The organism is Microbulbifer thermotolerans (assembly GCF_900112305.1).
Classification (GTDB): Bacteria; Pseudomonadota; Gammaproteobacteria; order Pseudomonadales; family Cellvibrionaceae; genus Microbulbifer; species Microbulbifer thermotolerans.
Window position 1 is genome coordinate 233,097 of record NZ_FOKT01000002.1, and the last position, 14,263, is coordinate 247,359.

Annotated in this window: 10 protein-coding genes; 1 reads left to right on the forward strand and 9 read right to left on the reverse strand. The window is 57.8% G+C overall.

Annotated elements, in window-relative coordinates; all coding sequences use genetic code 11:
* Position 1: 1 nt before the first annotated feature.
* The 6 genes from kdsB to BM155_RS03535 form a co-directional block, all read right to left on the reverse strand.
* Positions 2-769 carry a 3-deoxy-manno-octulosonate cytidylyltransferase gene (kdsB, locus tag BM155_RS03510; protein ID WP_067153396.1) on the reverse strand — a complete coding sequence of 256 codons (768 nt, stop codon included), beginning with the start codon at positions 767-769 and terminating at the stop codon, positions 2-4.
* Complete coding sequence (gene lpxK, locus BM155_RS03515) at positions 759-1,793, reverse strand: tetraacyldisaccharide 4'-kinase (protein WP_074901112.1); 1,035 nt, start codon at positions 1,791-1,793, stop codon at positions 759-761. The genes kdsB and lpxK overlap by 11 nt, the downstream gene beginning before the upstream one ends.
* 92 nt (positions 1,794-1,885) lie before the next feature.
* Positions 1,886-3,709: a lipid A export permease/ATP-binding protein MsbA gene (gene msbA, locus BM155_RS03520; RefSeq protein ID WP_067153399.1), complete on the reverse strand. Its 1,824-nt coding sequence runs from the start codon at positions 3,707-3,709 to the stop codon at positions 1,886-1,888.
* Between the two features lie 125 nt (positions 3,710-3,834).
* The gene (locus tag BM155_RS03525; RefSeq protein ID WP_067153401.1) at positions 3,835-4,254 is read right to left on the reverse strand and encodes an ExbD/TolR family protein; all 420 of its coding nucleotides are present in this window, start codon (positions 4,252-4,254) and stop codon (positions 3,835-3,837) included.
* Positions 4,255-4,260: 6 nt separating this feature from the next.
* Positions 4,261-4,881 (reverse strand): MotA/TolQ/ExbB proton channel family protein, encoded by a 621-nt coding sequence (locus tag BM155_RS03530; protein ID WP_067153403.1) that lies wholly within the window; start codon positions 4,879-4,881, stop codon positions 4,261-4,263.
* Between the two features lie 45 nt (positions 4,882-4,926).
* On the reverse strand, positions 4,927-7,371 hold the full coding sequence (locus tag BM155_RS03535; protein ID WP_074901114.1) for a DNA internalization-related competence protein ComEC/Rec2: 2,445 nt from the start codon (positions 7,369-7,371) through the stop codon (positions 4,927-4,929).
* Between the two features lie 351 nt (positions 7,372-7,722).
* On the opposite strand from BM155_RS03535, the gene BM155_RS03540 reads away from it, so the two are divergent.
* Positions 7,723-8,661 carry a porin gene (locus BM155_RS03540; protein WP_074901115.1) on the forward strand — a complete coding sequence of 313 codons (939 nt, stop codon included), beginning with the start codon at positions 7,723-7,725 and terminating at the stop codon, positions 8,659-8,661.
* Positions 8,662-8,836: 175 nt separating this feature from the next.
* Here the strand turns inward: BM155_RS03540 and BM155_RS03545 are convergent, their stop codons facing one another.
* The 3 genes from BM155_RS03545 to acnD all read right to left on the reverse strand — a co-directional run bounded on the left by BM155_RS03545 (position 8,837) and on the right by acnD (position 14,202).
* Positions 8,837-10,285: a bifunctional 2-methylcitrate dehydratase/aconitate hydratase gene (locus BM155_RS03545; RefSeq protein ID WP_067153409.1), complete on the reverse strand. Its 1,449-nt coding sequence runs from the start codon at positions 10,283-10,285 to the stop codon at positions 8,837-8,839.
* Positions 10,286-10,420: 135 nt separating this feature from the next.
* A complete protein-coding gene (gene prpF / locus BM155_RS03550; protein ID WP_074901117.1) occupies positions 10,421-11,599 on the reverse strand; it encodes a 2-methylaconitate cis-trans isomerase PrpF in 1,179 nt (392 codons plus the stop codon).
* Complete coding sequence (gene acnD / locus BM155_RS03555; protein ID WP_067153413.1) at positions 11,596-14,202, reverse strand: Fe/S-dependent 2-methylisocitrate dehydratase AcnD; 2,607 nt, start codon at positions 14,200-14,202, stop codon at positions 11,596-11,598. The genes prpF and acnD overlap by 4 nt, the downstream gene beginning before the upstream one ends.
* Positions 14,203-14,263: the final 61 nt, after the last annotated feature.

Here is a 14,263-nt window from a genome sequence, read left to right on the forward strand (position 1 = left end):
ACTAGCCCAACAACTCCCGCATACGATGCAGGTCCGCCTCAGTATCTACCCCACCGGGAACCGCTTCGCAGGCATCCGCAACGTGAATATTTTCGTCGTGGTACAGAAAACGCAGCTGCTCGAGCGCTTCAAATTGCTCCAACGGCGCCACTGGCCAGGAGACAAAACGATTTAGCAGTGCCACCCGGTAAGCATAGATTCCAATATGGCGGCGCGCATTCAGACCTGCGGGCAACTCAGATGCATCGCCGGAAAAAGCATCGCGGGGCCAGGGCACCGGGGCGCGGGAGAAGTAACGGGCGAGGCCGGATTCAGCGGCGACTACCTTGACGATATTCGGATTGTGGAAGTCCTGCAATGTTTTGATGGGTTCAGCCAAGGTGGCAACACCCGCACGGGGATTGGCCGACAGATTGGCCGCCACTTGGTCAATCACCTTCGGCGGGATCAGTGGTTCATCCCCCTGCACATTAACCAGGATGCGGTCAGACGAGAGGCCGAGGATAGTGGCAACCTCTTGCAGGCGGTCGGTACCCGACGCATGGTCCGGGGATGTCATACACACGTCACCGCCAAAAGCGCGCACCGCCTCCGCCACACGCTCATCATCGGTGGCCACAACAACCCTATCAGCACTGCTCTGCAGCGCACGCCGATAGACGTGTTCAATCATCGGACTACCGGCGATATCCGCCAATGGTTTTCCCGGCAGGCGGCTGGATGAGAAGCGCGCGGGGATAACGACATCGAAAGAAAGACTATTGGTCATCTTCGGAAAACTGCTTCAGATGCTGGTGAATTTTCTGGTAAAAAAGATCGGGCAGTCGGGCACTGACTTCCAGCGCCCACCAGTGGCTCTGCCAAAAATCGCGGCACTTGACCGCGTCTTTCATTGTCATGATCACCGGTGTCACGCCGTCGAATTGCAATTCCTGCGGACTGAACTGGTGATGATCGGGGAAAGGCCGCTCCATCACCTGATAACCCATTTGGCGCAGCTCGTGGAAAAAACGCTGGGGATTGCCGATGGCGGCGACCCCGTAAACAGGCCCCGGCCCTGGCCCCGATGCAAGCTTCAGTTGCGAAATCTGATCCAAGTTGAATTGATGCCAGGCAGCGGGCTGCAGCTGCATTGAGAAAGCCAGCAGCTCACCGCACTGTTCTCTGACATGTTCCGCCGCCTCGCCGTTGGACACCACCAGATCCACTTCCCGCAGCCGCTCCGGCGGCTCACGCAGGGGGCCCCGGGGCAGCATACGTCCGTTACCGAGGCCGCGCTGGCCGTCCACAACGCAAATTTCAAGGCTGCGCCACAGTTTGTAATGTTGCAGGCCATCGTCAGACAAGATGACATTGCACTGGTGATAATCTATCAAGGCCTGCGCAGCCTCTGTGCGGTCCGGCGATACCATCACCGGCAGACCGGTAATCAGGTGCAGCATCAATGGCTCATCGCCGGATTCGAGAGGATGGGACTGCGCAGTGACCTGATAGGGATAGCGTTTGGCCCGACCACCATAGCCACGACTGATAATCCCCGGGTTCCAGCCTCGCTCCCGCAGCCACCGGCCCAGTTCGGCCACCAGCGGGGTTTTGCCCGCACCGCCGGTGGTTATATTTCCGACCACAATGACAGGAACAGACAATGGCGCTGGCGGCTCCGCAAGCTCCGCTCGCCGGCGTCTCGCACTCACCTGCCGATACAGATGTTCCAGGGGCGCCAGCAGCGGCAGCGAGTTCCCCTCACCTCCCTGCGGATACCAGCGTCTGTTGAACCAGTTTTCCAGTGACATATATCAGTTGCACAATTTGTGAGAAATCACAGGCGCGGATAATGAATCAGCCCCTTGGATACCCCTTGTGGTGATTTCCGTCCGTCACAAACTCAGCGTTGCTGTTGTAGCAGCGCCGCGTAGCGGCCACCTTTGGCGAGCAGGGAGGCGTGATCACCACTTTCAACGACTCTGCCCTGCTCCATCACCAGAATGCAGTCAGCGTTTTCGATGGTGCTCAGGCGGTGGGCTATGACAAAAGTAGTCCGGTTTTTCATTACTTCCGCCAGGGCCGATTGAATCGCGCGTTCCGATTCATTATCCAAGGCCGATGTTGCCTCGTCCAAAATCAATATAGGGGCATCTTTCAGTAATGCTCGGGCAATCGCCAGGCGCTGGCGCTGTCCGCCGGACAACATCTGTGCATTATCGCCCAACACCGTTTGCAAGCCCTGGGGCAACTCTTCGATAAAATCCCGCGCGTGGGCCAGTTCTACCGCGCGCTGAACATCTTCCAGGCTGGCACCTTCCAACTCACCGTAAGCGATATTGCGATAAACCGTATCGTTGAACAGCACAATATTCTGAGACACCATACTGATTTGATGGCGCAGATCAGCGAGCCGAAGCTCCCCGGTATCGACCCCATCCAGCAGTATGCGGCCGCTGCTCGGCTCGTAGAAGCGCGCCAGCAGGCTGACCAACGTGCTCTTGCCTGATCCCGAGGCTCCGACCAGCGCCACCGTCTGCCCCGGCTTTACGGAAAAGTTGATATCCGTCAACACCGGCGGTGCGGAACTGTCGTAACTGAAACCGAGATTCTCGAAGGTGACCTCACCGCGCACCGGTTCCCGCAGCTGTGCCCTCCCCCCCTGCGGTTCCTTGGGCGCATCCATCACTTCAAAGATACTCTCTGCCGCGGCAATGCCCTTCTGAATGTCGGCAAAAACCTCCGACAAGCTGCGCACCGGTTTTGCCAGTGACGCCGCAGCACCGATGTACGCCGCAAACACGCCAGCTGTCATCGCTTCAACCATTCCCGGCGCCAGGGCCAACCAGACAATGGTCGCGGTGGACAGCCCGACGAGGATCTGGATCACCGAGACACTGGCGTTATCCGCAACAACCAGCTTCATAAACTGCTGGCGGTTATTGTCGCTGGCAGTTTCAAAACGCGCATTTTCATACTGCTGGCCACCGTACATACGCACCACCTGATAGCCGTTGATGGCTTCCTGAGTGACATGTGTCACATCCCCCATGGTGTTCTGAATCCGATGGCTCAGTTTGCGAAAACGCTTGCCGACACTACGTACAATGAAGGCAATAAACGGCGCAAAGAGGAAAAAAGTCAGTGTCAGTTTCCAATTCACCAGTAGTAGATAAACGAGCAGGCCAATCGTGGTGAAAGACTCGCGGATCAAGACCTTCACCGCCTTGGTGATGGAGTTGGTCACCTGCTCCACGTTGTAGGAAACTTTGGAGATCAGATAAGCACCGGTGTAGCGGTCAAAGTAAGCGCTGGGCAGCTGACCGATACTTTTGAACAGCGCCGTACGCAACTGATGAATCACCGCCCGCGCCACATAGGCGAGTCCGTAGCTGCCAATAAAATTACCGCAGGCCCGCAGCACAATTATCAACAACATGGCCAGCGGAATGAGCCAACGCGCCGTCGGCTGCGGCATTACACCGCCAGGGAACCAGGCGGCGACATACTTGGCGAGAAAACCGCGACTCTCCTGAACCCCGGCGCCAACCGCGTCGAGCAGCAGCTCAGTCACCGCAATCAGACTGACCCCCATAGTGGAGAACAGCAAAAAGCCGAACACAGAAACGGCAAAGATCGGCCAGTGCGGCAGCGCGTAGGAAAGCAAACGGCGGTAGGTTTCCGCCCCGCGCCGCGGTTTGCTCGGGGGCGTGTTGACTCTATTCATGCAATATTGTGGCTGGGCCCACTCGCGGTTTTATCGCATGGACAGGCATCAGCACACGCACGCCAGCGGAGGCTGGACATACCCAAATGTACGACCTGCGAATTGCTCCAAAACCAACTGGGCAGTTAATCCTGTTCCGGCTGCCGCGTGGTGATACTGAGGTTCACAAAGCCCAGCTGCCCCGCGGCGTCCATGGCCCGCACCACGGCCTGATGTTGGGCGGTGGCGTCGGCCGTGATGACAAGAGGTCGATTGTACTCGCCCGCGGAAGCTTCTGACAGCGCCGATTTCAACGTGGACAGTTTTTTATTGATCAAGGCGCGCCCGTTGACCGAATAGGAACCGTCCGCAGCGATCAGTATCTCCAGCGCTCGGGGTTGCTCCTGAGCCTGAGGCCCCGCCGCCTCAGGCAAATTCAGCTTCAGGTGGCTTTCCTTGGTAAAAGTGGTGGAAACCATAAAGAAAATCAGCAGCAGGAAGACCACGTCGATCAACGGCGTCAGGTTGACCCCATCCTGCTCCTTGGGCTGACGGCGAAACTGCATTGCACACTACTCCGCTTCAATACGGCGGTCACTGTGCAGCGCATCCACCAGCTTAACCGCTTCCTGTTCCATGGTGACGACAATGGTATCCACGCGGCGCTGGAAGTAACGGTGGGCCATCAAGGCGGGAATGGCGACCGTCAGCCCCGCAGCGGTGGTGATCAGTGCCTGACTGATGCCTCCAGCCAGTATGCCGGCATTCCCGGTCCCCTCAAGCATAATGGCGGTAAACACCTGTATCATGCCGAGGACGGTACCCAGCAGACCAATCAGCGGCGCCACCGCAGCGATGGTACCCAGTGCGCCGAGGAAACGTTCCAGCTCATGCACCACTTGGCCAGCCGCTTCTTCGATACTGTCTTTCATCACTTCGCGGCCGTGACGGGAGTTGGAAAGGCCCGCGGCGAAAATGCGCCCCAGCGGCGAAGAATCCCGCAGCTCCTTCAATTTTTCACCATTAATTTGATTATTTTTCAACCAACCCCAAACGTCACCGAGCAGAGTGCGCGGCGCGACACGGCGTGGATTGAGGCTCCACAAGCGCTCGATACAGATGGCGATAACAGCGACGGAACAAAGCAATATCGGCAGCATCAGCCAGCCGCCAGATTTTATTATCTCTAACACTTTTCTCAGATCCTTGACTGCGGATGAAAAAATTGGATGGAGACTCTACCACAGCTGGCTCCGGCGGCTAAGTCTCCACTCGGCATCTGCCCCATCCGTGTGATCCGCATACCAAAACCGCGGTGCCGCCCGCGCGACTTCCACCAAAGGCGCCCCGGCGCCCCGCATCCAGGTAAATACCAATGCCCCGCTTTTAGCGGTACTAAACAGCGCCGCACCACTGGCCGCATAACGGGCAACGACATCCGGGTGCGGATGACCGAAGTGATGGCGGAAACCAGCGCTGAAAACCACCCTACGCGGCGCGGCCCACGCGATCAACGCATTCGACGATGAACTGCGCGATCCGTGATGGGGCGCCAGCAACAGGTCCACCGGGCCCGAAAGCGGATAGGACTTGGCTAACTGCCGCTCCACTTCCGCGGGTACGTCTCCTGCCAGTAGTATTTGAACGCCGTGCCACTCGATCACGGCAACGCAACTGTGATCGTTTTCTTCCCCAGTGATATCTGTCGAATCAGGCCAGAGCCAACGCAACCGTAAATCGCCCAAAATTTCTTCACCACCAGCCACACAAGGGCTTGTCCTCCGGGCTTTTTCCCCCAACCGGCGCTCCAGTCGACCGGGCGCGATCAAGTGTGCCACCGGCAACGATTCCGCCAGCCCCGCGAAGCCGCCGGCGTGATCCCTATCCCCGTGACTGACCACTACCGTATCCAGAGCGAGCACCCCCTCTCCGATCAGATAGGGAACGATGATCTCTCTACCCGCGCTCCAACCCGAACCGGAAATGGGCCCGGTGTCGTAAAGCAGCCGCTGTCGCGGCGTGTGCACCACCACCGCCAGCCCCTGCCCAACATCCAGCACGGTCACACGGAGCCATTCCCCCTCCCCCACCCTTGGCAAAAACGGCAGCAATGGGGGCAATAAAAGCAGCCAGCCGAGGTTGCGCCCAGGCAAACCGGGTGGCAACAAAAGCAACACCGCCCCCAAGGCGGAAAGCACAAGCAAGCCCACCTCAGCCGGAGGCCCCAATATCTGCCAGGAAGGCAGTAGATTGTGTCCACCGCCGAGAAAATGCATCAACGCGTCCAGCTGCCAGGCGGCAAAGTTGATGCACCAGGCCCCGGGGGTCGTGACCAGCAGCAGTACGCCGAGCATCAAGGGTGGCAAAACCAAAAATCCGAGCCAGGGAATTGCAATCAGGTTGAGCAGCAGCCCTCCCGGACTGAAACCGGAAAAAAACACCAATGATGGTAATAACAGGGCCACAGTGACCAGCCACTGGCTGCGCAACAGACCCGCGGTGCTTCCCAGTAAGCGCCCCCCGCGTTTGTGCGCTTGGCAAAGATACTGGCGGCCCCGGAACCCCAACAAGAGGGCGCCAACAGCGATGAATGAGAGCCAGAAGCCGGCACCGTAAAACGCCAGAGGTTGAATTGTCAGTACCAGAGCCAGGGCCAGGGCATAGGCGAAACCACTACTGATACGGCGCCGCCACTGCCAAACCAATAACAGCACCCAGGTCATGACCAGCGCGCGCTGTGCGGAAAGTGGCGCGCCGGCCAACAGGGTATAAATCAGAGAGGCGCTGAGCGCGAATAGTAGCGTTATGCCCCTGGGCGTGGCCCCAGTGCAGATTCCGATCGCCCGCCCGAGCAGGCCGCCGACCAGCATAAAAAAACCGGTGACCATGCCAACGTGTAGACCCGAAATCGCCAGCAGATGAGCGGTTCCCGTTTCCCGCAACAACCGCTGGTCGCCAGCATCAATACCACCTCTGTCGCCGAGCAGCAGCGCGCTCAACAGCTCTCCCCGCGTCTCTGCAGTCTCCAACAGCTTGTCGCGCAGCCAGTGGCGCAGCGCCGGTATCCCCGGCTGGAGCCCCAGGTACTGTGGCGGTTGAACTTGCGGATGCACATAGCCGGTGGCGTAAACTCCACGCCGTAACAACCACCCCTCGTAATCGAAGCCGTGTGGATTGACGCTGCCCCGCGGAGGTTTCAGTCTCACTGGCAGCAGCCAGAGGCTGCCGCCACGCAGCTGCGTCAACACACCCTCGTCGATACTGTACCAAGTGAGATCCAACAGCTGCCCCTGCAAGGGCGGCGACAAGTCACGACCATGAACGCGCAGCACCCGCACACTGAAACGTACACTGCTCGTAGCTGCTGCCTCGTCAAACGCGGATTCGGTCAAACTTGGCCGGGGCAGGGAAACCACTTGCACTTCCACCAGGAAATTCGCACCGTGGGCAGACAGAGGTAGACGCTGTTCCAGCGCATGCTGGTTGTGCCACAAGCCCCAACCAGCCCCGAGCAACGTGGCGATAAACGGAACCGACAACCAGCCGCGGCCCGGAAGTATAAGTACCGGAGCCAGTATTACGACGCCGAAGGTGGCCAGCTCGCTCCAGGAAGGGAGCTGCGGCAAACTGCCCACAAAGACAATGGCCAGAGCATAGGCCCAAAGCAAGGCCGTTGGTGACATTACCCTTTGTCTGACTGCACTAGTTGCCTGTTCCATGGCCCCTGCTCTGCTGATCAGCGCTATTGATGCTGTACCACTTTTATAGGGAACTGCTGATTTACCCCTTTAGACGTTGTAAACCGAACCGAGAATGCAAAATCTACCTGAAAAGACCAAAAAACAACCACATTAAACGGTCATTTGCCGCCCCACCAAAAGGCATTACAAAGTCACAAAACTTTAAAAAAAATGCCATTTTTAACACATTTGTAATAATTCCCGCTCAAAATCCGCGCAATTCGAGGCAGGCCGACATTTGGACATCACATGGCCGCTCTCGATTAAAAAACCAAAAACTGCGCGAGAACACTGATGAAAAAGACGGTAATCTACCTGGCTGTCGCCATGGTACCGGCGCTGGCTGCGGCCCAAGACGATACAATAACCTTTTACGGCAAGGCCAATGTGGCCTTCCAGTCCGCCGACGAAGGCGATAGTTCTGTCACCGATGTCAAGAGCAACGCCTCTCGCCTGGGTATTAAGGGCGCCCTGCCCCTGGATAATGGTGTCAAGGCGATCTACAAGATGGAGTACCAAGTGGATATCGATGGCGATGCCGAAGAGACCTTCGAGCAACGCAATATCTACGCTGGTCTGGAAGGCGGTTTCGGTCAGGTCATTGCCGGCAAGTTTGATACCCCTCTGAAAGTCGCCCAAAACAAAGTCGACCAGTTCAATGATCTTGAAGGCGATATCAAGAGCGTTATCACCAGAAGCGACAACAGGGAGTCCAACAACCTGCAGTACACGACCCCATCGTTTGGTGGATTCAGGTTGTCCGCAGCCTACATCAGCAATCGTGAAGAAGTGATCGGCACTGATGACTCGGGCAGCGACATTACCCGCGACGACGGCACCTCCGTATCTGTGGCCTATGACAATAACGGGGTATATTTAGCCTATGCCTACGACATGAGTGTCGAGGCCAATGATTGGGATGTACAGCGATTTGTCGCCCAATACGGCATAGGCCCGGTACAGGTGGGCGCACTCTTCGAAGAACAGCAAAAGGCAGACGGAAGCACCCAGGACGGCTGGCTAGCCTCCGCCGCGTACAAAATCAACCAGTGGACTGTAAAAGCACAATACGGGCAATCGGATATTGTTGTAACCGATGCGGAAACCTTCAGCCTGGGCCTTGATTTCCATTTCTCCAGAGCGGTCAAGGTATTCGGATTTTACACCGATGAAACCGCGGCAGACGATTACGACCGCAGCTATTTCGGCATAGGCACTGAGTTGAAATTCTGATCAGTAGCACGCGCAACACTGAGAAAAGCCCCGGAAACCGGGGCTGTTTATTTTGGCAAAGGAAACCGAATGAGCGCGAGAATACTATGCCTGTATTCCGCCAAGAGAACTCTGAGCGATTAGCATGTGCACTATAGCTGGCGCACGGGTATTTCTGCGGCCGACCGGAAATTGCTCAAGTGACAAATAAAGCCATAAACGCATCCACCGGCGTCTGCTCCAGTTGTTTCCGATCACTGCACAACGCATAAATTTCCTCGCAGCGGTGCCGAGGAAAGCGCGTCCCCAGGTTCGTTGTAAATTTCTTTTCCAGAAGTGGGATGCCCTCTTTGCGGCGCCGGCGGTGTCCTACCGGATACACCACTTCCACTTTCTCCGTCGCAGAGCCGTCATTGAAGAACACTTGCACCGCATTGGCAATGGAGCGACGGTGCGGGTCCAGATAGTCCCGCGAATAGCCAGGGTCCTCCCGCACCTCCATCTTGTTGCGCAAAGTGTCAATCTGCGGGTGCGCTCGATGAAAACTATCCTCGTAGTGCTCCGACCGCAGTTCACCAAAGAGTAGCGCTACCGCCGTCATATACTGTAAACAGTGATCCCGGTCGGCGGCATTGTCCAATGGCCCGTCCTTACAGATGATGCGGATGGCGGATTCCTGGGTGTTGACTACGATCCGAGTGATCTCGTCGATACGTTCTTTCACCACCGGATGCAGCTGTACCGCAGCCTCACAGGCAGTCTGGCCATGAAACTCCGCGGGAAAAGAGATCTTAAACAGTGTGTTTTCCATCACATAGCTGCCATAGGGGCGTTGAAAACGGAAACGCCCGCCAGAGAAACACACATCGTAAAACCCCCATTGTTTCCGGGTCAGCACGGACGGAATTCCCATTTCCCCGCGCATAGCAATATCCGCCAAGTACACCCCGCGTGAGGTGGCATCACCAGCCGCCCAGGATTTGCGTGAACCGGTATTGGGCGCATGGCGATAGGTACGTAGTGCGCCGCCATCTGCCCAAGCCTGGGAGAGCGCCGCCATAATCTGCTCGCGCGTACCACCCATTAGTCTGGCGGCCACTGCCGTGGAGGCAACACGCACCAGCAGCACATGATCGAGCCCGACCCGGTTGAAGCTGTTCTCCAGCGCCAGTACACCCTGTATCTCGTGTGCCCGGATCATTGCATCGAGCACTGCCCGCATCATCAGAGGGGGGCGGCCCAGAGCCGTATTCTTCTGCGACAGATAATCGGCGACCGCCAAAATTGCGCCGAGATTGTCCGAGGGATGGCCCCACTCTGCAGCAAGCCAGGTGTCGTTGTAATCCAGCCAGCGCACCATGCAGCCGATATCCCAGGCAGCTTTGACGGGATCCAGTTGAAACTGGGTACCCGGAACCCTCGCTCCCCGGGGTACCCAGGTCCCCGGAACGATTGGCCCCAGGAGTTTGGTACATTCGGGGTAGCGCAGCGCCAAGAATCCGCACCCCAAGGTATCCATCAGGCAGTAACGCGCCGTATCCCAGGCTACTTCTGAGTCTATCCGGTACTTCAGGACATAATCGGCGATATCCTGGATCACGCCATCGTATTCCGGACGGCTATTTTGCCTGGAATTGACACGCATTTTGGTTTCCTTCGAGCGTTCAACGCCGCTTGGTGCCGCGTCTTGAAAACCCGGGCATAAACGAATGAGAGATTTCTTGGCAGAGGATAGATAAAAACGGGAGCCTCGGATGGGCCCCCGGCGGGGATTGTGTTTTTAGAAGCAATCGCCGGGCACCCGCACCCAGCCTTCCATCAGTACCCGCGCGCTGCGGCTCATGACCACCTTCGTCGCCCGCCAGCTGCCGTCGATAATCTCGGCCTCAGCGCCGACGCTCAGGGTTCCAGAGGGGTGGCCGAAGGTGACTGAGTTGCGCCCCCCTCCCCCAGCAGCCTGATTCACCAGCGTGCCGGGAATAGCGGCCGCAGTGCCAATGGCGACAGCGGCAGTGCCCATCATGGCGTGGTGCAGCTTGCCCATGGAGAGCGCACGCACCAACAGATCGATATCCTTCGACGCAACGGGCTTTCCGCTGGAGGCAACATAATCCCTGGGCGGCGCAACAAACGCTACCTTGGGGGTATGCTGACGTATGGCTGCGTCTTCCGGCCTTTCGATCAAGCCCATTTTGACCGCACCGTGGGCGCGAATGGTCTCGAACATAGCCAGCGCCTTGTCGTCGCCATTGATAGCTTCCTGCAACTCCGTACCCGTACACCCGATCTCGTCCGCGCTGAGGAAAATAGTGGGGATCCCGGCATTGATCATGGTCGCCTGTACAGTACCGACACCGGGAACCTCCAGTTGGTCCACCAAGTTACCGCTGGGAAACAAAGCCCCCTCACCGTCCGCAGGATCCATAAACTCTATGCGTATCTCCGCGGCGGGAAAAGTGACCCCATCCAGTTCGAAATCGCCGGTTTCCTGTACCTCGCCGTTGGTGACGGGGACATGGGCAACGATGGTCTTGCCGATATTGGCCTGCCAGATGCGCACCGTGCAGATACCGTTATCCGGAATCCGGTTGCTGTCGATCAACCCGGAACTGATGGCAAATGCACCAACGGCCGCAGTTAAATTGCCGCAGTTGCCGGACCAATCCACAAAGGGCTTATCGATGGAAACCTGGCCGAAGAGGTAATCCACGTCGTGATCTGGCTTTGTGCTTTCGGACAGGATGACTGTTTTACTGGTACTGGAGGTGGCGCCACCCATGCCATCAGTCTGCTTGCCGTAGGGGTCGGGGCTGCCGATGACCCGCAACAGGAACTTGTCCCGCGCCTCGCCGGGGACCTGGGCAGCCTGAGGTAGATCCCGCAGGCGGAAGAAAACCCCTTTACTGGTGCCTCCGCGCATATAGGTCGCGGGCACCTTGATTTGCGGAACGAAACTCACGATTGCGCCCCCTTGGCCTCAGCTTCGAGAAAATCCCTGGCAAAACGCTGCAATACACCGCCGGCTTCGTAAATGGAAACCTCTTCCGCTGTATCCAGACGGCAAGTCACCGGCACGTCGACACTTTCCCCATTGGAGCGGTGAATGATCAGTGTCAAAGTGGCGCGTGGTTTGCGTTCACCGATCACATCAAAGGTCTCGGTGCCATCAATTCCCAGTGTCTTGCGGGTAGTGCCCGGCTGGAATTCCAACGGCAGCACGCCCATGCCGATCAGATTGGTGCGATGAATGCGCTCAAACCCCTCGGCGACGATGACCTCGACGCCGGCCAGACGCACGCCTTTCGCAGCCCAGTCGCGCGAAGAACCCTGGCCGTAGTCGGCACCGGCGACAATGATCAGCGGCTGCTTGCGCTCCATATAGGTCTCAATCGCTTCCCACATACGGGTTACCCGACCGTCCGGCTCTATCCGCGCCAGAGAGCCCTGAATGACCTCGCCCTTTTCATCCCGCACCATTTCGTTCAGCAGTTTTGGATTGGCGAAGGTGGCACGCTGGGCAGTCAGGTGGTCTCCGCGGTGCGTCGCGTAGGAGTTAAAGTCCTCTTCCGGCAGACCCATTTTGGCCAGATACTCACCGGCGGCACTGTCCGGCAGAATGGCGTTGGACGGCGACAAATGATCGGTGGTGATATTGTCCCCAAGGACCGCCAGCGGGCGCATGCCACGCATGGTGCGTTCGCCGGCCAAGGCTCCTTCCCAGTAGGGCGGACGGCGGATATAGGTGCTCTTCGGGCGCCAGTCGTAGAGTGGGCTGGCGGCCGTCGCCGACGCTTCCTTCACTTCAAACATGGGAATATAGACTTGGCGGAACTGTTCCGGCTTGACGCTCTGGCGGACGATTTCGTCTATCTCCTCGTCGCTCGGCCAAATATCCTTGAGCGTAACCGGCTTGCCATCTGGGTCGTAGCCCAGGGTGTCTTTTTCAATATCGAAGCGGATGGTGCCGGCAATGGCATAAGCCACCACCAATGGCGGCGAGGCCAGAAAGGCCTGTTTGGCATAGGGGTGGATCCGACCATCGAAGTTGCGGTTGCCGGACAACACCGCGGTTGCATAGAGATCGCGCTCGATCACTTCCCGCTGGATCTCTGGTGCCAGCGCACCGCTCATCCCATTGCAGGTAGTGCAGGCAAAGGCCACCACACCAAAGCCCAGCTGTTCCAGTTCCGTCAGCAAACCGGCCTCTTCGAGGTACATTTTCACCGTTTTGGAACCCGGTGCCAGAGAGGTTTTTACCCACGGCTTGCGGATCAGCCCCAAGCGGTTGGCATTACGGGCGAGCAAGCCGGCGGCAATCATATTGCGCGGATTGCTGGTATTGGTGCAGCTAGTGATCGCGGCGATGATCACGGCACCATCTGGCATCAGGCCCTCTTCCTCCTTCCACGCTTTAGCAATACCGCGGCTCGCCAGTTGCGATGCCGGCAAGAGGGCGTGGGGGTTGGATGGGCCGGCCAGGTTGCGGCTCACCGACGACAGGTCAAAGCGCAGCACCCGCTCGTATTCCGCTTCTTTTAATGTACCGGCCCATAGGCCGGCCTGCTTGGCGAAAACTTCCACTAACTGCACTTGTTCGTCGTCGCGGCCTGTCAGTTTCAGGTAGTCGATGGTCTGTTCATCGATATAGAACATGGCCGCAGTGGCGCCGTACTCGGGAGTCATATTGGAGATGGTGGCGCGGTCCCCCAAGGTCAAATTGGCAGCACCCTCACCGAAAAACTCCAGATAAGCACCGACCACTCGCTCCCGGCGCAGAAATTCCGTCAATGCCAGCACCAGGTCGGTACCAGTGATACCGGGCTGCAGTTTACCGGTCAACTCGACGCCGACAATATCCGGCAACCGCATCCAGGACGCCCGACCGAGCATAACACTCTCCGCTTCGAGGCCGCCGACACCGACGGAAATCACGCCCAGTGCATCCACCATCGGCGTATGGCTGTCAGTGCCGACACAGGAATCCGGAAAAGCCACCCCATCGCGAACCTGCACAACAGGAGACATTTTTTCCAGATTGATCTGGTGCATGATGCCATTTCCGGGCGGGATGACATCGACATTCTCAAACGCGGTCTTGGTCCAGTTGATAAAGTGAAAACGGTCTTCATTGCGCCGCTCTTCAATCGCGCGGTTTTTTTTGAAAGCGTCTTTCTCAAAACCCGCATGCTCCACCGCCAGCGAGTGATCGACAATCAGCTGGGTGGGCACCACTGGATTCACTTTGGAAGGGTCCCCCCCTTTCTCGGCAATGGCATCGCGCAGGCCGGCGAGATCCACCAGAGCCGTTTGCCCAAGTATATCGTGGCAGACGACGCGGGCCGGGAACCAGGGAAAGTCCCGCTCGCGCTTGCGCTCGATAATCTGTTTGAGTGAGTCGACCAATATCTCCGGCTCACAGCGACGCACCAAGTTTTCCGCCAGAATACGCGCGGTATAAGGCAGTTTGCTGTAGGCACCGGGCTCGATAGCGTCAACAGCGGCGCGGGTATCGAAGTAATCCAGATCCGTGCCGGGTAGCTTTTTACGGTAATCAGTATTCATATCAACTCACTGCATTAGCGATTTGCACTGCCGAAAATCTACAGCCATCCCTGATCCTGGA